The organism is Actomonas aquatica (assembly GCF_019679435.2).
Taxonomy (GTDB): domain Bacteria; phylum Verrucomicrobiota; class Verrucomicrobiia; order Opitutales; family Opitutaceae; genus Actomonas; species Actomonas aquatica.
The window spans coordinates 4,346,679-4,366,197 of sequence record NZ_CP139781.1; the positions used below are offsets into that span (position 1 = coordinate 4,346,679).

19 protein-coding genes are annotated in these 19,519 nt (G+C 65.5%); 10 read left to right on the forward strand and 9 right to left on the reverse strand.

Annotated features, from left to right (window positions below):
- Positions 1–468 precede the first annotated feature (468 nt).
- Positions 469–1,578, reverse strand: a complete 1,110-nt coding sequence (gene dusB / locus K1X11_RS16540; RefSeq protein ID WP_221031347.1) for a tRNA dihydrouridine synthase DusB — start codon at positions 1,576–1,578, stop codon at positions 469–471.
- A 382-nt stretch (positions 1,579–1,960) separates the two neighbouring features.
- On the opposite strand from dusB, the gene K1X11_RS16545 reads away from it, so the two are divergent.
- The 3 genes from K1X11_RS16545 to K1X11_RS16555 all read left to right on the forward strand — a co-directional run bounded on the left by K1X11_RS16545 (position 1,961) and on the right by K1X11_RS16555 (position 5,226).
- Positions 1,961–3,859 carry a glycoside hydrolase family 2 protein gene (locus K1X11_RS16545; protein WP_221031348.1) on the forward strand — a complete coding sequence of 633 codons (1,899 nt, stop codon included), beginning with the start codon at positions 1,961–1,963 and terminating at the stop codon, positions 3,857–3,859.
- Positions 3,860–3,909: 50 nt separating this feature from the next.
- Complete coding sequence (locus tag K1X11_RS16550; protein WP_221031349.1) at positions 3,910–4,374, forward strand: thiol-disulfide oxidoreductase DCC family protein; 465 nt, start codon at positions 3,910–3,912, stop codon at positions 4,372–4,374.
- Positions 4,375–4,773: 399 nt separating this feature from the next.
- Positions 4,774–5,226, forward strand: a complete 453-nt coding sequence (locus tag K1X11_RS16555; protein ID WP_221031350.1) for a transposase — start codon at positions 4,774–4,776, stop codon at positions 5,224–5,226.
- Between the two features lie 165 nt (positions 5,227–5,391).
- Here K1X11_RS16555 and K1X11_RS16560 read toward each other — a convergent pair whose 3' ends face one another.
- Together K1X11_RS16560 and K1X11_RS16565 are read right to left on the reverse strand one after the other, a co-directional pair.
- A complete protein-coding gene (locus tag K1X11_RS16560; protein ID WP_221031351.1) occupies positions 5,392–6,009 on the reverse strand; it encodes a GNAT family N-acetyltransferase in 618 nt (205 codons plus the stop codon).
- Positions 6,010–6,187: 178 nt separating this feature from the next.
- A complete protein-coding gene (locus K1X11_RS16565) occupies positions 6,188–7,342 on the reverse strand; it encodes a MalY/PatB family protein (protein WP_221031352.1) in 1,155 nt (384 codons plus the stop codon).
- 234 nt (positions 7,343–7,576) lie between these two features.
- Here K1X11_RS16565 and K1X11_RS16570 point away from each other — a divergent pair, with 234 nt between their 5' ends.
- From K1X11_RS16570 to K1X11_RS16580, 3 genes are all read left to right on the forward strand, one after another.
- Positions 7,577–8,026, forward strand: a complete 450-nt coding sequence (locus K1X11_RS16570; protein ID WP_221031353.1) for an Hsp20/alpha crystallin family protein — start codon at positions 7,577–7,579, stop codon at positions 8,024–8,026.
- A gap of 78 nt (positions 8,027–8,104) precedes the next feature.
- Entirely contained in the window at positions 8,105–8,509 is a 405-nt protein-coding gene (locus K1X11_RS16575; RefSeq protein WP_221031354.1) for an Hsp20/alpha crystallin family protein, read from the forward strand.
- 235 nt (positions 8,510–8,744) lie between these two features.
- Positions 8,745–9,380, forward strand: a complete 636-nt coding sequence (locus K1X11_RS16580) for a hypothetical protein (protein ID WP_221031355.1) — start codon at positions 8,745–8,747, stop codon at positions 9,378–9,380.
- A 56-nt stretch (positions 9,381–9,436) separates the two neighbouring features.
- On the opposite strand, the gene K1X11_RS16585 is transcribed toward K1X11_RS16580, so the two are convergent.
- Complete coding sequence (locus K1X11_RS16585; protein WP_221031356.1) at positions 9,437–10,255, reverse strand: glucosaminidase domain-containing protein; 819 nt, start codon at positions 10,253–10,255, stop codon at positions 9,437–9,439.
- A 32-nt stretch (positions 10,256–10,287) separates the two neighbouring features.
- Positions 10,288–10,713: a hypothetical protein gene (locus K1X11_RS16590; RefSeq protein WP_221031357.1), complete on the reverse strand. Its 426-nt coding sequence runs from the start codon at positions 10,711–10,713 to the stop codon at positions 10,288–10,290.
- Positions 10,714–10,810: 97 nt separating this feature from the next.
- On the opposite strand from K1X11_RS16590, the gene K1X11_RS16595 reads away from it, so the two are divergent.
- Positions 10,811–11,482: an SGNH/GDSL hydrolase family protein gene (locus tag K1X11_RS16595; protein ID WP_221031358.1), complete on the forward strand. Its 672-nt coding sequence runs from the start codon at positions 10,811–10,813 to the stop codon at positions 11,480–11,482.
- 16 nt (positions 11,483–11,498) lie between these two features.
- Here K1X11_RS16595 and K1X11_RS16600 read toward each other — a convergent pair whose 3' ends face one another.
- Positions 11,499–12,185, reverse strand: coding sequence for a hypothetical protein (locus K1X11_RS16600; RefSeq protein ID WP_221031359.1), 687 nt, complete (start codon positions 12,183–12,185; stop codon positions 11,499–11,501).
- Positions 12,186–12,501: 316 nt separating this feature from the next.
- On the opposite strand from K1X11_RS16600, the gene K1X11_RS16605 reads away from it, so the two are divergent.
- Entirely contained in the window at positions 12,502–14,361 is a 1,860-nt protein-coding gene (locus tag K1X11_RS16605; protein ID WP_221031360.1) for a carbon starvation CstA family protein, read from the forward strand.
- A 24-nt stretch (positions 14,362–14,385) separates the two neighbouring features.
- Here K1X11_RS16605 and K1X11_RS16610 read toward each other — a convergent pair whose 3' ends face one another.
- Positions 14,386–14,859 (reverse strand): hypothetical protein, encoded by a 474-nt coding sequence (locus tag K1X11_RS16610; protein WP_221031361.1) that lies wholly within the window; start codon positions 14,857–14,859, stop codon positions 14,386–14,388.
- A 304-nt stretch (positions 14,860–15,163) separates the two neighbouring features.
- Here K1X11_RS16610 and K1X11_RS16615 point away from each other — a divergent pair, with 304 nt between their 5' ends.
- Positions 15,164–17,032, forward strand: a complete 1,869-nt coding sequence (locus K1X11_RS16615; protein WP_221031362.1) for a hypothetical protein — start codon at positions 15,164–15,166, stop codon at positions 17,030–17,032.
- A 3-nt stretch (positions 17,033–17,035) separates the two neighbouring features.
- On the opposite strand, the gene K1X11_RS16620 is transcribed toward K1X11_RS16615, so the two are convergent.
- Positions 17,036–17,506: a DUF1810 domain-containing protein gene (locus tag K1X11_RS16620; RefSeq protein ID WP_221031363.1), complete on the reverse strand. Its 471-nt coding sequence runs from the start codon at positions 17,504–17,506 to the stop codon at positions 17,036–17,038.
- Between the two features lie 142 nt (positions 17,507–17,648).
- On the opposite strand from K1X11_RS16620, the gene K1X11_RS16625 reads away from it, so the two are divergent.
- Positions 17,649–18,731, forward strand: a complete 1,083-nt coding sequence (locus K1X11_RS16625) for a uroporphyrinogen decarboxylase family protein (RefSeq protein WP_221031364.1) — start codon at positions 17,649–17,651, stop codon at positions 18,729–18,731.
- A 51-nt stretch (positions 18,732–18,782) separates the two neighbouring features.
- Here K1X11_RS16625 and K1X11_RS16630 read toward each other — a convergent pair whose 3' ends face one another.
- Positions 18,783–19,517, reverse strand: a complete 735-nt coding sequence (locus K1X11_RS16630) for a glycosyltransferase (RefSeq protein ID WP_221031365.1) — start codon at positions 19,515–19,517, stop codon at positions 18,783–18,785.
- Positions 19,518–19,519: the final 2 nt, after the last annotated feature.

Sequence of the window (19,519 nt, forward strand, 5' to 3'; positions counted from 1 at the left end):
GTCGATTCGGTTTCGCGGGCGGGGCAGGGTGGCTGGGCACGGGCTGGGCGTGGGCGGTGGTGGATTCTTTGTTCACACCAAGGAAGCAAAGGGAGCAAAGAGGCGGCGGAGGGCAGGGCTGCGGCCGGGAGGCGGAGGAGGGATAGCCACAAAAAGGCACGAAGAGGCACGAAAAGGAGGCGCGAAGGGGCAGGCGGGAGCGGCCGAGACGGCCGCTGCTACACCAGGACGGGAGATGTAGCCGCGGCCGTGTCGGCCGCGTGGCGGGGCGGTGGTTTAAGGTAGCAAAGGGAGCGAAGAGGTGGGCTGACGCACTGGAACGACGCGGTCGAGACGCCCGCGTCCACCTTCGGAGTGTGTTTGGGGTGGACCGTGGCCTCCTGATACGGTCGGCGGTGGAGAGGCTCTGTTTTCCTCTGTTCTCTCCTGTAAAACTAAACCTTACCGGCGCGTCACCACGTCACCACGTCACCAGGTGTCCACGGGGCCCTTGGGGACGGGGATGGCGTCGCGTTGGTTGACGGGGTCGTCCTCGGCGCGGAGGAAGCTGGCGATCATGGGGTTGGGGGCATACTTGGCCAGGAGCTCGCCATTCTCGTCGCAGAACTGGGCGCGCCAGGCGACGTAGTCGGTCACCGCTTTCTCGAAGTCGGCGCGGTTGGTGATGCGGATGATGTCGCGCTTGAAGGGTTTGGCCGGACCAAAACGTTTGGCATACCACGGCGCGACTTTGCGGAAGAATTTGGCGCCGCGTTCCTCGCCGTAGAACTCGAGGTAGCGATCGAAGTGGCGGCGCATGACGTGGAGGCGTTCGGCGAAGGTGGGCTCGGGCAATAGCTCACCAGTCGCGAAGAGGTGGGCGGTGCGTTTGAAGATCCACGGATCGTAGAAGGCGCCGCGACCGATGCTCACGCCGGCGCAGCCGGTTTCGTTGCGCATGTGGACCGCAGCCTCGGGCGTGGTGACGTCACCGTTGCCGATTACCGGGATGGTTTGGGCGGCCTCGACGACGGCGCGGATACCGGCGAGGTTGACGCGACCGGAGAAACCCTGGGCGCGGGTGCGGCCGTGCACGAAGACCGCCTTCACGCCGGCGTCCTCGAGCGTGCGGGTGAGGTCAGGGGCGGTGAGGTTTTCCTCGTCCCAGCCCAGGCGCATCTTGGCGGTGACGGGGATCTTGACGGCGTTGACCATGCCGCTGACGAGGGCGGCGGTTTTTTTGAGCTCGGTCATCATGGCGGAGCCGCCGCCGACGTTGACGACTTTGCGCACGGGGCAGCCCATGTTGATGTCGACCGAGTGCGCGCCGAGTTCCTGACAAATGACGGCGGCGTCGCGCATCTCCTCGGGCACGGCGCCGAAGAGCTGGATGGCGAGCGGTTCGTCGCCGGGGGCGGTGGCAACGAGTTTGTGGGCGATGCGGTTGCGCTCGATGAGGGAGCGAGCGTTGACGAGATCGGTGGTGGCCCAGCCGAGTCCGCCGAGTTCACGCACGGTGAGGCGCATGGGCAGGTTGGTGTAACCGGCCAAGGGCGACAGGAAGAGCGGCGAGGAGAGTTCGATGGGACCGATGCGCATGCGGGCGAAGAGCGGAAGGCGTGATGGACGTTGGCGGAAGCGAAAAACAGCCGGGAGGGGAGGGAAACCCTGAAACGGGGGCTGGGTGGCTGGGTGCTGGGGGCTGGGTGCTGGGGGCTGGGGGCTGGGTGCTGGGTGGCTGGTGGCTGGGTGCTGGGTTGCTGGGTTGCTGGGTGGAGGGGAGGTTGGAGCGCGAAGGACGCGAAGGGGCGCGAAGCGGAGGGGCAGGTGTGGAGCAGTCCGAAAGGTAGCCGCGCTTGAGCCGGAGGCGAAAGGGTGGTTCCGGGTGGGCTCCGTAGCAGAGCTGGGCAATTTATGCGGTGGGGTGGGCATTGCGGCGGGGGGCGGAGGTGGGCTAGCGTGGCTTAAACCCCCTCTCGCCATGATCACTCCTCTGCGTCTGTGCCTTGTTTTCCTTGTTTCCAGTCTGTCGGTTTGGGCGGACACCGCGATTTCGTCGCTGCTGTCACGGCCGACGACGAGCCTCGATGGGCTGTGGAGCATCGTGGTCGATCCCTACGACAACGGGTTCTACAACTACCGTTACACGCCGTTTGACGCGACGGGCAAACTGACCGGCGGCTACGGTCAGGATCTGCCGCACGACAACAAGAGCGGCTTGATCGAATACAACTTCGACACCGCGCCGAAGATCCAGGTGCCGGGCGACTGGAATTCGCAGGACGAGAAATTGTATCTCTACGAGGGCAGTGTGTGGTATCGGCGCACCTTTGACGCGCCGGCGGTGGCGGACGGCGAGCGAGTGTTTCTGCATTTTGGCGCGGCCAATTATCGGGCCGATGTTTACCTCAACGGCGCGAAACTCGGCATGCACATCGGTGGGTTCACGCCGTTTGATTTTGAGGTGACGGGCAAGCTGCAGCCGACCGGCAATTCACTGGTGGTGCGGGTGAACAACAACCGCCACCTCGAGGCGGTGCCGACGGTGAACACCGATTGGTGGAACTACGGCGGCATCACGCGCAGTGTGCAGTTGGTGACGGTGCCGGCGGTGTTTGTGCGCGACTATGCGCTGGCGCTGGCGCGCGGGGAGGGCGACGTGTTGCGCATGGCGGTGGACGTGGAGGCTCCCGAAGGGGGCGCGGCGTTGCCGGAAACGGTGACGGTGGCGATCCCCGAACTCGGCGTGCGCGAAAACCTCACGGTGGATGCCGACGGACACGCGAAGGGTGAGGTGACGCTGCGCCGACTCGTGCGGTGGACGCCGGAGATTCCGCGTTTGTATGAGGTGCGGATCGAGGCGGGCGACGACGTCGTGACCGAGCGCATGGGCTTCCGCACGATCGAGACGGCGGGCACGGATATTTTGCTCAACGGCGAGTCGGTGTTTTTCCGCGGCATCTGCATGCACGAGGAGAATCCGTTCCGCGGCGGGCGGGCCTGGTCGGAGGATGACGCGCGTTTGATGTTGGGTTGGGCCAAGGAGCTGGGCTGCAACTTCGTGCGGCTGGCGCACTATCCGCACAACGTGAACATGGCCCGCATCGCCGACGAAATGGGGCTGATGTTGTGGGAGGAGATTCCGGTGTATTGGACGATCCAGTGGGAGAATCCCGACACGCTGGCCAATGCGCGGGCGCAGCTCGCCGACCTGATTGTGCGCGACCGCAATCGCGCCAGCGTGATGGTGTGGTCGGTGGCGAATGAGACGCCGTTGAGCGAGCCGCGTATGCAGTTTCTGGGCACGCTGGTGAAGGACGCGCGGGCGCTCGATCCGACGCGCCTCGTGTCGGCGGCGATGGAGGTGCATCGCGATCCGGAGCATCCGGAGATGCGCATCGTGAACGATCCGTTTGGCGAGCTGACGGACCTGGTGAGTTTCAACCAATACGTCGGCTGGTATGACGGCCTGCCGGAGAACTGCGACCGGGTGAAGTGGCGCGTCGATTACCAGAAGCCGGTATTCATCAGCGAATGGGGCGGCGGCGCGAAGGCCGGTTATCACGCGGATGCGCTCACGCGTTGGAGCGAAGAGTTCCAGGCCGACATTTATCGGCGCGGCATTCCGATGCTCGAATCGATCCCGCAGCTGCGCGGTATGTCGCCGTGGATCCTGGTGGACTTCCGTTCGCCGCGGCGTCCGCTGGCGGACATCCAGGACGGCTGGAACCGCAAGGGGCTCATCAGCGATCGCGGCGAGCGCAAGCAGGCCTTTGCGATCCTGCAGGCGTATTATCAACGCAAGGCGCAGGCAGAGATCGATGCGCAGGCCGGCTCGGGCGTGAAGGCCCCTGCGACGGCGACGACGCCGCAAAAGTAAATGCGACGCGACAGTTGCGTTGCGGGCGCGGCGCGACGAAGTGATGGCGCATGAGCGAAGAACGCGACGCGCCGCAGCTTACGTCGACGTCCGCCGTGGGTGGCTGGGCGGGGCCGTTGCTGTTGTTCGACGGCGAGTGCGGCCTGTGCAACGCGGTAGTGCGTTTCCTGTTGCGGCGCGATGCGGCGGCGGTGCTGCGTTTTGCGCCGCTGCAGGGCGCGACCGGTCAGGCGACGCTGCGGCGGCTGGGGCTACCGACGACGGACTTTGATTCGATCGTGTTTTTGCCGAACGCGACGGGGACGGCGTGCCGGTTGAAATCCGACGGCGTCGCGGCGGTGCTGCAGTGCCTGCCGGGCTGGCCGCGGATCGCGGGGCGATGGCTCGAGCGGGTGCCGACGTGGTTGCGCGACGGCGGTTACACGGTGGTGGCGCGCACGCGCTACGCGTTGTTCGGCGCGTTCGTGCCGCGACCGCTGGAACGCCCGGAGTGGGCGGAGCGGTTTTTTGAATGAGGTGTCGGGTGGAGGTGGACCGTGACCTCCGGGCGCGGTCTGCGTTGGAGTGGCGACGGTGGCGGGGGGGGATCGGGCTGACGCACTGGAACGACGCGGCCGGGGACGTCCGCGTCCACCTTGCGAGGAGTGCGGTGGACCGTGACCTCCGGGCGCGGTCTGCGTTGGAGTGGCGACGGTGGAGGGCCGGGGGATCGGGCTGACGCACTGGAACGACGCGGCCGGGGACGTCCGCGTCCACCTTGTGAGGAGAGGTGGGCCGTGACCTCCGGGCGCGGTCTGCGTTGGAGTGGCGACGGTGGAGGGGGGGCGGGCTGACGCACTGGAGCGACGCGGCCCGGAGGTCCGCGTCCACCTTCTTGAGTTGCGGCCTACGTTCTACGGTGGTGCGGTTTCGGCGTGGATGACGTGAGCCAGAATCGCTTTCCGGGGCGGCTTCACCATCAGGTGCCGGGGTGGGTGACAGCGGGGGCGGTGTTCCACATCCGGGTGAGGGCGGTTGGAACTGTGCTCACGGAACCTGAGATCGCGGAGGCGATGCTGGAGTCCGTGCGGTTTTATCACGAAACGGGTCGTTGGCATGCTGTGCTGGTGCTGCTCATGCCAGATCATCTTCACGCCCTGCTCGCGTTTCCGCCTGATCGGGAAATGTCTAAGGGGATAGGCGCGTGGAAGGCGTTTCAGGCAAAAGAGCTCGGGGTGGTTTGGCAGAGCGGTTTTTTTGATCATCGCATTCGGCGCGAGGAAGAGCTGGCGACGACGTGGGACTACATTCGGCGAAATCCGGTGGTGAAGAAGCTATGCAAGACGGAGGAGGATTGGCGCTGGTGCTGGTCGTCGTCTCGGGGCTGACGGACGGGACGGGTTTGAGGTGGACCGTGACCTCCGGGCGCGGTCTGCGGTGGAGTGGGCTGACGGTGGCGGTGGAGTGGGCTGACGCACTGAAACGACGCGGCCCGGAGGTCCGCGTCCACCTTTGAGCAGCGGTTAATGTCGGCGGCTGAAGCCTCCGCTACGTTACGTGGTCAGGCGGTGGGTGAGGCGGGTTTTGACCTCGGGCCATTCCTCGGGGAGGAGGCTGTAGAAGACGGTGTCGCGTTGGTAGGTGCCGTGGACGACCATGTGGCGGCGGAGGGTGCCTTCCTTGGTCGCGCCGAGGCGCTCGATGGCGCGTTGGGAGGTGAGGTTGCGGGCGTCGGTTTTGAACTGCACGCGGCGGCAGCCGAGCGTTTCAAAACAGTGCGTAAGCAACAGCAGCTTCGTCGCTGTATTCACTTCGCTGCGACAGGCGGCCGGGGCCAGCCAGGTGTAGCCGATCTCCAGGGCGCGCTCCGGGCGACGAAAGTCGTAGAGGCAGGTGAAGCCGGCCACGGTGTCGTCGGCAAGGCGACGGATGACGTAGCAGACGCGCGTGCCGGCGAGCACTTCGTTGAGGCGGTCGGCCACCCAGCGGGCGGCGTCGACGTTGTCGGTGAAAGCCGGTCGCGGCATGTAACGCCACGTGGCTTCGTCCTGGCCGATGGCGAAGAGGTCGGGGCCGTGTTCCGGTCGCAACGGCTCAAGGCGCACCTGCGCGTTGGCCAGCTCGATGGGGCGGACACGAAAGGGCGGCAGGTCGTCGGGAGACAGGTGCATGGTGACAGCAGGTTTTACAGGAGGGAACGGAGGGAAACAGAGCTGTCAGCCTGAGTTTTCACAGAAGGTAACGAAGGCGGTGGAGTGGCTTTGTTCTCTTCGTTTCCTTCTGTAAACGACAGCGGAGGAACTGCTCTGTTAATCTCTGTTTCCTCCTGTAATAGGAATCGCGGCTGTCTCAGCCGCGGGTGGCGTGGACTCCGGTGGCGAAGCGGCGGAGGCCTTCGCGGAGGGTGACTTCGGGGCAGCCGAAGTTGAGGCGCACGTAGCTGCCGGGTTTGGCGCCGAAGAAGGCGCATTCGCTGAGGCCGACGCCGTGGGACTCGAAATGGGCAACAGGATCCGCGAGGCCGAGCTCTTCCACGTTGATCCAGGAGAGGTAGGTCGCTTCCTGCGGGCCGACGAGGCGCACGCCGGGGAGGTCGGCGATGGTTTGCTCGATGAGCTTGGCGTTGCCGCGCAGGGTGGTGAGGAGTTCCTGGCGCCACGGTTCGGAGGAGCCGTCGTAGGCGGCTTCGCAAGCGGCGTAAGCGAGGTTGTTGACCTCGGGGAGGAGGCCGAGCGCGATGTGTTGGAAGCGGCGGCGCAGGGACTCGTTGGAAATGATGGCGAGGGTGCAGCCGAGGCCGGCGATGTTGTAGGTCTTGCTCGGCGCCATGAGCGTGATGGTGCGCTCGGCGAGCTCGGGGCTGATGAGCGAGCTCGGAATGTGCGGCAGCGTGTCGTCGAGGATGAGGTCGCAGTGAATCTCGTCGGAGATGAGCAACAGGTCGTGCTCGAGGCAGAAGGCGCCAAGGCGTTCGAGTTCATCGCGGCGCCAGACGCGGCCGATGGGGTTGTGCGGGTTGCAGAGGTAGAAGAGTTTTGTCTGCGGGGTGAGGGCGGCGGTCATGGCCTCCCAATCGAGTTCCCAGCCGGTGTCGGTGAGGCGCCAGGGGGCGCGCACGGCGCGGCGGTCGAAGTTGCGACCGGCGCTGAGGAAGGGCGGATACACCGGTGTGAGGGTGAGGTAGTTGTCGCCGGGATCGGAGAAGGCGAGGGCGCAGAGGTTGAGGCCGCAGACCATGCCGGGCATCCACACAAACCAGGACGGATCGACCTCCCAGCCGTAGTGCTCGGCGTGGTGTTTGACGATGGCGTCGACCGTGGACGGCACCGGGCGGGCGTAGCCGAAGACACCGTGGTCCACGCGCTGATGGAGCGCCTCCAGGATGGGAGCGGAGGAGAGGAAATCCATGTCGGCCACCCACATCGGGATGATGTCGCGGCCGGCATATTTTTGCCATTTCTGAGAGTCGGTTTCGAGGCGTTGAGGAGGCGTGGTGAAGTCCATGCGATAAAGGGAACGGTTACTAAGGGAGGGAGTGAAAGTGGGGTTGGCCAGCGGGTGCGACGGAATTTCACTCTCAAGGTGTCACACTGGCGGACAGAATTTCCCACCGATTGCAACGGGGTTGGAATTCGGGTGCTGATTATCAATGGGTTAGGCGATCGGGGTGCTCGGCATCGCGTATGCAAGAGTCATGGCATCAACCCAATCTCAACCATCCATAGGAGGAACCAAATCATGAGAATCGTTCGTTATGCTTACCCGACCAACCGCTACGCCCCGGCTTCCGTTTTTGGCCGCAGCCCCTGGGCCGGACTCGAAACGGAAATCGATCGGCTGTTCAGCTCTGCGCTGAGCGACTTCGCTGGCACCCCCGCCGGCAACGACCGCTTTCCGGTCGACCTGTATGAGGACGAAAACAACGCCTACGTGCGGGCCGAACTCCCGGGCTTCGATCGCAAGTCGATCAACGTGGAAGTCGTCGACGGTTACCTGACCATCGATGCCACTCGCGAAGAGAAGCGCGGCGAGAAGACCTCGACCGCGAAGTTCAGCCGCTCCGTGGCGCTGCCCGATGAGGTCAAGACCGACGGCGTGAGCGCCGCCTACACCGACGGTGTGCTCACCGTGACGTTGCCGAAGAAGGAGGAAGCCAAGCCGCGCAAGATCTCCGTGCAGGTGAACTGAGCGCCGGCGACAGCAACCCACCGTCGCAAACCTCACGACACGTTAATCCCGCATTTTAATAACCAAGGAGACATCACCATGAATCTGCTCAATTCGATCATCCCCGCCTTTCATCGCAGCCCGGCCGTGCGCCAGGGCCACCGCGACGAGGACCTCGGTGCGACGATCAAGCCGCACTACGAAATCAAAGAAACCGAAGACGCCTACGGGCTTACCGTGCAGTTGCCGGGCGTGAACAAGGCCGGTCTCGAAATCACCGCCGAAGACACGACCCTGCGCCTCGTGGGCAAGCGCGCCTGGACGCGTCCGGCCGGTTGGACCGCGCTCTATCGCGAGACGACCGACGCGACCTACCTGCTCGAGCTCGATCACGACAACGCGATCGACCTCGACAAGATTCGTGCCGAGCTGAACGACGGCGTGCTGCGCGTCAGCCTGCCGAAGGCCGAAGCGATCAAGCCGCGCAAGATTGCGGTCAGCTAACCTGACATGGCTGAGACTGGGCCGGCTGCCTGCAGCCGGGCCCGACCCGCGACGGTGGTGCGACGTGTAGCGTAACCGCCGCGCGGGGAGGGCGTCTCTTTTCCCGGGCACGCCCCTGCCGACTTTCAAACCCACCAAACCAATCCTGTAACCGCGCCGGTGTCCTCAGCCAGAGGGCCCGGCGCGTTTTCGTTTATCTTGGCGGCATGCCGCTGGGTCGCCACGCTGCAGAGCCATGGACGGTTTGCCGATTCCGACGATCTTGGTGGCGCTCTGGGTGACCGTGGCGGTGGTCTTCGTGTTGTTGGCCAAACGCCATGCGCGGAAGAGCAGTGAAAACACGCGCCGGCTGGCGATTGAGCTGGGGCTTTCGATTGCGGAGCAACCGCCGGTTTTTGGTGTGTTCTCGCGGCGGCCCGAGGTGGCGGGAGAGCGGGAAGGTAAACTCACGCGGTTGGAGCGCTTCTCGACCGGCAGCGGTAAAAATCGGCAACAGTGGGTCGCACTGGCGGTGCGGCCACGTTTGCGGGGGCGGCTGGAGTTTCGACTGAGCCCGGAGAGCTTCGGCAACAAGGTGCGTGGGCTTTTCGGCTACAAGGAGATCAAGGTGGGGGATCCGCGTTTTGATCGGGACTGGTATGTGGAGACCAACCTTGAAGCGTTTTTCCGGGACGCGTTGTTGCCGGAGCTGCGGGAACGTTTGCAGCAGTTGCGGCAAGAGGGACTCAAGGGCCGCTTTGAGACTCACGACGGGGACGTGCGCTACGTGGAGCCTGGTTCACTCGGCAGTGACGGTCAGCGGCGGCGACTGGTGCTGGCGGCCGACATGGTGAGCACGCTGGCTGAGGTGGTCGAGGTCGCGGCGGGATGAGGCTGCCGAGAGGCAGGGTTTTTTAACCACCGTCGGATGGTTCAGGGTGGAGGCGCTCACTCGCCGCGTTCGGCGGCCATGTGGGCTTCGTCGTATTGGGCGAGCTTGTTGGAGCGGATCATCGAGCGGATGATGGCGACGTATTCGTAACCTTTTTCTGAATACCGGGTGAGGCCGCCGGCGAGAACGCTGCCGGAAATGGTGCGGTCCTGGCGGCGGAGGTCGCGGCGCAGGTTGCGCAGCTGGCGGTAGGTGCTGCCAGTATTCAACGTTTGAATATAGTCGGCAAGACCTTCGCGCACGGTGTCGTAGGCGGCGACTTCCCAGGTGGCGCCGGCGGCGCGGCGCTTGGGCACGATGCCGGTGCCGGGTTCGTAGGTGCGCATGCCGAAGAGGTTGTTGCCCTGGCGGGCGAAGCGCGAAGTGCCCCAGGCGGACTCGTTGGCGGCCTGCGCCATGATGAGCGAGGGCGGGATGATGTCGACGCGACGCAGCAGTTGGTCGACGAAAGCGAGGGTCGGTTTTTCCGGGATGTCCTCAAACTCGTAGCGCTCGGCGAGGTGGGTGATCCAGCGGCGATCGATCCAACCCGGCGCATCGCCTTCGGCGGCGTCGGCGCGGATGGCTTCGAGGCGACGGCGGTCTTTAAGAATGCCCTGATTCACCGCCTCGATGTGGGGGGCGAGGAAGTCGAAGAAGGCCGTCTTCTTTTCGTTTACGTCGGTGTAGTCGGCGAAGTCGGGCAGGTGTTCCGGCACGAAGGGCAGGAAGGACGGCGCGTGGCGCGAGCACTGGCTCCAGATGAGAATGGCCACGACCACGATGCCGGCGATGCCCAGTTTGCGGGCGGCGGCGCGGCGACGCGGATCGGACACGGGGTCCGAGGGGATCATTCTCGACCGGAGCGTCATGGTTGCAGGCGATGTAAGTGGAGGATGAGGCGGCCGTTCATCCAATACTCCACGTAGTTGGCGGAGGTCTCCACCCAGTCGCTCCAGCCGTTGGGCGCGTGGCCGGCGTGGGCGGGGGAGACGAGGTCGAGCGAGCCGTTGAACCACGGGCGGTAGGCGTCGCGGTAGAGGGTGGAGTTGCGCAGGGTGATGGCCTCGTCGATGTAGGTCACGTGTCGCTTGAGGTAGATGCGGCCGTTCTCGACCTTCACGTCCTGCAGCACGGCGTGGTCGAACACGAGGGCTTCGAATGGACCGAAGCGCGGAGTTTGGGCGGGCCCTTGCGGAGGCGGCGGTGGGGCGGTGTCCCCGTCGGCGAAGAGCGGGGATATCGCCGGGAGACCGGCCAGCAGCAAGCCACTGATCATGCGCCAAGTTTTCATGATGCGCGGACCCTATGCGGATTGCCAAGAATCTGCAAGTGAAGCCGTTGGTTGCGCCATGGGTTGACCTGGAGGGGGGCGCCGGAATGCTGCGGGGATGAAACTGCCCCTTCGATCCGCCCCGCTGCTGGGCGCTCTGCTGGCTCTGGTTTTCGGCAACGCGGCACTGGCCGCCGAGCCGCTCAACCCGCATTGGGAAGAGGAGGTGGCGGGGATTGAAGCGCGGGAGCAAAAGGCGCCGGTGCCGGCGGGCGGGATCCTGTTCACGGGCAGTTCCAGCATCCGCTTGTGGAAAACGCTGGCGGCGGACTATCCGGAGTTGCCGGTCATCAACCGTGGCTTCGGCGGATCGCAGATCTCGGATCTGATCGCTTACTTTGACCGGCTGGTGCTGCCGTGGAAACCGCGCCAGATCGTGGTGTATTCAGGAACCAATGACATCAGTGACGGTGAGGCGGCCGAGCAGGTGTTGGCGGACTGGGCGATGTTATGCGGCATGATCGAGCGGGAGCTGCCCGGCACCAGGATCGCCCTGATCGCGGCGGCGCCGAATCCGGCGCGTTGGGCGCAGCGGGAAACGCAGGAGCGGTTCAATACGCTCGCGGCGGCGTTTTGTGCGCGCAACGGGTATGATTTTATCGACGTCTGGACGCCGATGCTCGGGCCGGATGGTGAGCCCTCGCGCGACATTTACGTCGAGGACAAGCTGCACATGAACGCGGCCGGTTACGCGATGTGGCGCGAGATCGTGGCGCCGTATTTGCAGTAGGCGAGACGGTGGCGGCTTAGTTCCAGCTGGAGCCCCAGCGGGTGTTGATCTCGAGGACCTTGATGTCGGTGGGGGATTTGGCTTCGAGCAGGATCTCGATGCCGCGGCTGCGGCGGTGGAAGGCTCCGCCGACACTTTCGTAGTAGCTGTAGAAGCTGTCGCCTTCGACGCGGTAGCGTTGGGACCAGCCGCGGACGGGTTCGGGGGCGCGCAGATCGAGATCGACGTCGGTCACGGTGGTGTAGCCCGAGCCGAGTTTGAGTTTGTAACGCAGGTGGCGCAGGGCGGCCTCGCGGGCTTTGGTGGCAACGGCGGCGCGGAGGGCTTCCTCGCGGGCGGCGTAGTCGGGGGGCTGGGACTGGGACTGAGGCGCGGACGCGTTGGTGGGCGCGGCGGGCGACGCGGGCGGCACAGATTTGGCGGAGGGCTCGGGATGTTCGGCAGCGCGGGCGTCGATGCGATCGGTCACGAAGCCGGGAAAGAGGGCGACGGGATAGGGTTTGAGTTGGTGGTCTTCGAGGACGTAGATGAGCCCGGCTTCGCGGTTGAAGCTGCGCAGGGTGGCGTCTTTGAGGACGCGGCCGTTGGCGAGGGAGAGGCGGGGGTAGCGCAGGTTGAGCGGCACGAGGTCGGCGAGGGCGCTGCTCGCCGTGAGCAGAACGGCGGCGAGCGAGCAGACCAAGGCGCGGGGCAGGCGAGTCATGATGAAGAGGTGGGACCGGTGGCGGGCGGTGGGGTTCCGGTGGGGGCGGATCCGCGGTCGAAGAGGGCTGAGGGGCAACGTTTACGCGGCCCGGAGGTCCGCGTCCACCTTGAGAATGCGGGGCGGGTGGACCGTGACCTCTGGGCGCGGTCTGCGGTGGAGTGGGCGCGGGCTGACGCATCGACGTGACGTGGCCCGGATCGCCGCGGTCGCGGGACAGGGGTCCGCGTCCACCTTGGGAGCGCGTTTCGTTTATGGACAGGGCGGGGGGAGGTTGTCCATGTTGCGCGCGGCTGCGGCCCTTACCCCTACCTTTATGCACCCCCTCTTGATCGCTTTCCTGGCGGGCGTCGGTTTCGTCGTCGCCTATCACACCTATGGCCGCTGGCTCGGTGGCAAAATTTTCAAACTCTCGGCCAATGCGGTGTGTCCGTCGCGCCGCCTGGCCGATGGCAACGACTACGTGGAGACGCCGAAGAGCGTGGTGTTTGGGCATCACTTTGCGTCGATCGCGGGCACGGGGCCGATCGTGGGGCCGGCGGTGGCGATCATCTGGGGATGGGTGCCGGCGCTGTTGTGGGTGATCTTTGGCTCGATCTTCATCGGGGCGGTGCACGACTTCGGCGCGCTGGTGGTGTCGTTGCGCAACAACGGACAGACGGTGGGCGACATCGCGGGGCGAGTGCTGAATCGGCGAGTGCGGGTGTTGTTCCTGTGCATCCTCTTTCTCGCGCTGATGATCGTGCTGGCGATCTTCGGCCTGGTGATCGCATCGGTGTTTCGGATGTTCCCGAGCGCGATCGTGCCGTGCGTGATTCAGATTCCCATCGCGGTGGCGATCGGGGCGTGGCTCAACCGTCACGGCAAGAGCCTGTTGCTGCCGTCGTTGGTGGCGCTGGGGGTCATGTATGTGACGGTGATCTACGGTGACGTGGGTTTCCTGCACGCGCTGAACGCGGCGATGGCAGACTGGTCGCTGCTGCAGTGGGTCGTGCTCCTGCTGGGCTATTCCTACGTGGCGTCGGTGCTGCCGGTTTGGACGCTGTTGCAGCCGCGGGACTACATCAACTCGCTGCAACTCATCTCGGTGCTGGCGCTCTTGGTGTTGGGCGTGCTGGCGGCGACGTTTGTGGGCGGTGGCGCGGAAGCGGCGGCGGCCGGGGCGGGCTTCGAGATGGTGGCGCCGGCGTTTAACCTGAGTCCGGCGGGGGCGCCGGCGATGTTTCCGTTTTTGTTCATCACCATCGCGTGTGGGGCGATCAGCGGGTTTCACTGCTTGGTTTCGTCGGGCACGAGCAGCAAGCAACTCAAGCAGGAGCCCGATGCGCGGATGGTGGGTTATGGGGCGATGTTGACCGAAGGCTTTTTGGCCACGCTGGTCATCCTCGCGTGTGGCGCGGGCGTGGGGCTCGGGCTGACCGAGGCGGGGGGCGAAGTGTTCACGGGTGCGGCGGCGTGGTCGCATCATTATGCGCAGTGGAGCTCCGGGCTCGGTCCGGCGCTGGGCGCGTTTGTGGGTGGCTCGGCCAACTTCCTCGAAGCGCTCGGTATTCCGGCGGCGGTCGCGGTGGCGCTGATGGGCGTGTTTGTGGCGTCCTTTGCGGGGACGACCTTGGATACGGCCTGTCGCTTGCAGCGCTACATCGTGCAGGAGTTGGCGAATGCGGTGGTGCCGAAACCGGCGGAGGGCGCGGGCGGTGTTGATTGGCTGGGGGCGCTGCGCGGCAAACATGGCGCGACGATCTTTGCGGTGGTCACGGCGGTGGTGATGGCGGCGATTCCGCCGGCGGGGGCGGAGTGGACCTGGGCCAATGCCGGGCGGGGTGGTTTGATCCTGTGGCCGATCTTTGGCGCGACCAATCAGTTGTTGGGCGGCCTGTCGTTTCTGGTGATCGCATTCTATCTCTGGCGGCGATCGGTGCCGGTGTGGTTTTTGATTGTGCCGATGATCCTGATGCTGGTGTTGCCGGCTTGGGCGATGACGCTGAATGCCTTCGTGGGCGAGGCGAGTTGGTGGGCGCAGGGCAACTGGCTGCTGGTGGGCGTGGCGGTGATCACCATGGGGCTCGAAGCGTGGATGGTGGTCGAGGCGGTGCAGCTCTTCCCGCGCGTGAAAGGCGTGGTCGAGGCTGGCGCGTTGGACGCAGCAGGGAACGCGGTCGATCCGGCGCGTTGAGGCCTCCGGCCGGCCTGAGTCGAATCAGTTGAGCGACGCGACGAGCGTCGCACCGACGAGGGTGCGGGAGCGGTCCTGCCAGCGGTCGAGTTTGGCGACCTGTTCGTCGGTGAGCTGGGCGCGCAGGCGACGCTCAAGCAGGTTCTGGGCGTGGCGTAGTTGCACTTCGGCGAGGGCGGCCTCGCGATCGCGGCGCAGCGCAGCGCGATCGTCGTCGCGGGAGAACTGAGCGGCCATGCGGGCGGACAAAGCTTGATCGGAGAGTTCGTCGAGCTCGGGAGCGCTGGCCTCGATCATAGCGCGGCAGGCCAGTTCCTGAGCCTCGCTGAGGTCGAGCGACCACTGCAGGGCGTGCAGCGGCGGCGGAAGTTTTTCATGCTGCAGCGCGAGCAGCGGGGCTTCGCTGAGCGCCACCACCGACTCGCGGGCGGAGTGCACCCAGAACGGCAGGGCGGCAGCGGCGATGAGGGTGATGAATTTGAGACGCAGGCGGGACATCAGAGTCGTGCAATCGACCCTCGTGCGAATTCCTTGAGCCCAACGGGACAGAATGAGGGATCCACCGGATGCGCTTCCCAGGATTAGCCTCGGCTAATTGTGTCACCTAATAGGTGACAAGGGCGCATATCCGTATGATGGGTAGGGGGATGGGGAGTGGGTTTTGGGGGTGGGGGAGGGTGGGTTTGGGTGGGGGGAGAGGTGGTGGGGGATTGACCTGGGGGGGGCGGTGCGGGATGCAAGGGGGGTGCGTTTTGCGATTCGATTTATTCGGCGTAGTCGGCGGTCCCAGCGGCAGGTGTCGGTGAATATTGCGGATGAGTTGGCCAAGCAGGGGCGGTGGATTGCGTGGCTGAGTCAGGAGACCGGGCAGGGGGTGCGGCGGCGGTTGTATATCGATGCGCGGAAGTGGTTGGTCCTGTTCGGGGTGTTGGCGGTGCTGGGCTACGTGGCGGCCGGGGTGGGGCTGCAGTGGTGGCTGGATCGGCGGCCGCACAACCAGGTGGAGGTGACGGATCTGCTGTTGCCGTGGCGGTGGAGCGGAGTGCCGGAGAAGCGGGCGGAGGGGTATGCGCTGCGCGGTCAGGACGAGTTGGCGGTGGGCAACGTGCAGGCGGGGTTGTTTTTGTTGCGGCGGGCGCTGGCGGGGAAGCCGGACTTCGATGCGGCGCGGGTGACGCTGGCGAAGGTGTATTCGGAAGGTGGTTACTATGAGGGGGTGCGGCGCACGGTGGAGCCGCAGTTGGCATTCGGGGCTTCGCGGGAGTTGCTGGAGCTGTGGTGGCGGGCGGCAATGGCGGCGGACGATCCGGCGGCGGTGTTGACGGGCGTGGAAGATCAGCTGGCGCGCGCCGACCTGGATGCGGAACGGCGTTGGTGGTTGCAGCGTTGGCAGGTGCGGGCGCTGGCGGCGACGGAGGCGTGGCCGGAGGTATGGGCGGTGATGGATCAGGCGGAGATGCGGGATGATCGGGAGTTGGCGCCGTTGGCGTTGAGGGCGTTGGTGGAGATGGGGCGCGTGGAGGAGGCGCAGGGCTGGGCGGAGCGGTTTCCGACGTCGGATTTGGAGGCGGCGCCGTTGCCGCGGGTCTTGGCGGCGCGGGCGGCGATCGCGGCGGAGGATGCGGTGAAACTGCGGGAGGTCCTGGCGGCGTTGCTGGCCGAGCGAGCGACCGCGCCGGCGGCGTGGGTGACGGCATTGCGCTTGGCGACCGAGGGCGAGCAACGCGATTTGGCGGTGCAATACGGGCGTGGTTTTCTGGCGCGGTGGGGCGGCAAGCAGTCGTCGGTGCGGTTTCTGTTGAGGGAGGTGGTGGCGACGGAGGACGTGGTGTTGGCGAGGGCGTTGTTTGACGAGGCAGAGCTGTATCAGTCCTTGGGCGGCGAGGATCTGTTGGGTCTCGCGTTGGTGCAGGTGAAGGCGGCGGCGTGGACGGAGGTCGCGGCGACTTTGGCGAAGGTGGAACGTTGGCACGAAAGCTCCGGCGCGGCCTGGCCGGACTGGGTGCGGTGGCTGGCGCGGGTGGGGGACACCGCGATGGAGCCGACCCGGCGGAGTGAGTTGGAGGCGGTGGTGGCGGCCGGGCGTCTGCATCTGAATTTGTTTGAGGTGATGCTTACCGGATTCGAGCGCAGTGGTGATTGGGAGACGGTGGCGATGATCACCGCAGTGGGACAGCGGCAGCATCCGCACAGCCGGACGCTGCGGCAGTGGGCGGAGCGGGTGGCGGCGTGGCGCGAGAGCGAGCGTATTCAGAATCCGGATGCAGAGGTGGCCGTGGGGTCCGCGCCGGCGAGGACGCTGCCGAAGAATGCCGCGGCGCTGGACGCCGAGGTGGCGGCGCTGGCGGACGCGGAGCGTTACGAGGAGTTGGGACGGTTGGCGCGCCACGTGCGGCGAGCGGCGCCCGACTGGGTCGGTGAGGCGAAAGGCACTTTGGCGGCGGCGGAGATTTGGGCCGCCGCAGGGGTGGACGACTGGCTGCTGGTGCGGCGGTTGTTGGCACCGCAACTGCAGGAGGAGGCGAAGACGTGGTTACCGTGGACCTGGGGTCGCGTGGAGCGACTGACGCAGGAAGGCCGTTGGGCGGCCGCCCGGCAGTTGGTGGACCTGTTGATGGTCGTGGATCCGGAAGCGGCGGCGGCGTGGACTGCCGAACATCCGGAGGGTTGATGGTCAGTGCACGGTGGTTTCGCGCTGGAGCAGTTCCAGGGTGCGGGGGTCGGGTTCGCTGTCGAAGTAGCGGGTGAGGAGTTGGTGGAACGGGGAGTCGGGCGGGCTGACCTGGGCGAAAAGCGTGGCGCTGGAGTGGAGCTTGAGGTCGTCGGGTTCGCCCATGATTTCCCGGGCGGATTTGTTTTCGTGGGTGAGCAAGGCGGCGGCACAGGCGTGCAGGCGGGCGCCGAGGGTCTTGTGGGCGAGGTAGGCGGCGGCTTCGTCGCGGGATTGGATGGCAAAACGTTCGGCCATGGGGCTGGTGCCGAGACCGGCGAGCTGGGGGAAGATGAACCACATCCAGTGGCTGGTTTTCTTGCCGGCGCGCAGTTCGCGCAGAGCGATTTTGTAGGGGCCTTCCTGGGCGTAGAGGAAGCGTTGCAGGTCGAAGGGATCCGCGGCGGAGGAGGGTTGGTTGTCGTCGGAGGCCATGGGAGAAGGTAATCGTTTTTGAGAGAAACCAAAACCTCGGGGGCAATTGGCAGGGAATGCGGCGCAAAACCGAGCCGAGGTCCGGTAGCTTGGCGAAGCCGAACTGGCTCAGCGCACAACCCTTACCCCCCCTTACCCCGCCATGAACCGAGGACTGTTTCTGAAACTCGCCCGAGAAGGACACTGCATGCCGATTGGCACCCATCTGGTGCTGCATGAACGTCCGGATGCGGAGGACGTGATGTTGGATGGAACGGCGCTTGGCGAAGTGGTGGTGGAGTCGGCCCGGCGTTTTGGCACGCCGTTGGCGGTTCCGCTGATGGACCTCACTTTGGAAAAGGAGGCGATGTTGCGGGCCATGGGCGTCGAGGCGGAGGAGTTGGCCAAGTTTCATTTCGAGTCGTTGCCCGAACGGGAAATGGGGCGGGTGGAGCTCACGCCGCGGATGCGGGCGACCTGTGATGCGATCGCGCATGTGACGCAGTTGCCGGAGTTGCTGCCGATGGGAATGGCGATCGGGCCGTATTCGTTGCTGACGAAGCTGGTGCGGGATCCGATTACGCCGGTGTATATGACGGGCATGGGCATGACGGCAGAACAGGAGCCGGACATAGCCCTGATGGAGACGCTGCTGGAGCTCGGGGAGCGAGTGATCCTGCGCTACGTGAATGCGCAGATCGATGCAGGGGCCAAGGCGATCGTGATCTGTGAGCCGGCGGCCAACCTGGTGTATTTCTCGCCGCTGCAGATGGAGGACAATCCGGGTCCGTTTGAGCATTTTGTGATGGAGCCGATGCAGCGGCTGGCGGCGGTGTTGGAGGCGCGGGACGTGGATCTGGTGTTCCATGATTGCGGCGAATTGACCGATGACATGGTCGAGCGGTTTGGTCAGCTCGGTGCGGCGATGCTGAGTTTTGGCAGCTCGCGTGACATGGTGGAGGATGCCGATCTGGTGCCGGACGACGTGGTGCTCTATGGCAATCTGCCGTCGAAGAATTTTTATGCGACGGAGCTGACGACGGATGAAGTCGAAGCCCGCGGGCGTGAGTTGGTGGAGCGGATGGCGAAGACGAAGCATCCGTTCATTCTGGGCACGGAGTGCGACGTGTTGAGCGTGCCGGGCAAGGAAGGTGAGATCACCAGCAAGGTCACCGCGCTGATGCGCTGCGGCTGTAAGGTCGCAGTGGATACGGCACCGAACGGGCCGCGGTGTGAAGGGGTGTGAGCGGTGGGAGCAGGGGCGTGTCGGGCGTAAAGCCCGACCCACATACGCTAGTCAGCGGCGGCCGTCATACCAGAGGTGGCAGTGGTCGCGGTTGCGCATGACCTTGAATGGTTGGGTGAAGGTGCGCAGGGCGAAGGTGAGGTTCTCGCGCAGGCTGTAGAGTTCCACCTTACGCGGTGAGGTGAGCAGGGGGTGGCGGGTGAGGATGCGGATGTGTTGGGCGGGGTAGCGGTCGCGGCCGAGGTGTTGGAGGCGGCGGGAGAGCTCGAGTTCTTCGCCGACGTAGAGGTCGGTGGGAAAGCCGCCGACTTCGCGAAAGGCCTGGGTTTCCACGGCGACGAAGGAGCCAGCCATGTGGCGCAGGAGTCGGCTCCAGGTTTGCCAGGCGGCGGCGCCGAGCCGGAGCAGCGGGTGGCTGGTGGGGAAGCGCAGGGTGGAGCCGCAGGCGATGACGGTGTCGGTCGCGATGGCGGCGGCGAGATCGGTCAGGAGCGCGGCCGAGGGGCGGGAATCGGCGTCGATGAAGAGGAGCCAACGACCGCGGGCGACGGACGTGCCGGTGTTGCGGGCGCGGGCGATTTGGTTGATGGGCTCGAAGACGACGTGGGCGCCGTGGTCGGCCGCGATGGCGGCAGTGCGATCGGTGGAGTTGTTGTCGCAGACGATGAGTTCGTGGTCCCAGCCGAGTGGGGTCCACGCGGTGGTGGCCGCGGTCTGGATGGCGGCGAGGTTGGGGCCGAGAAGTTTTTCTTCGTTGAAGGCGGGGACGACGATGGAGACGAGCATGG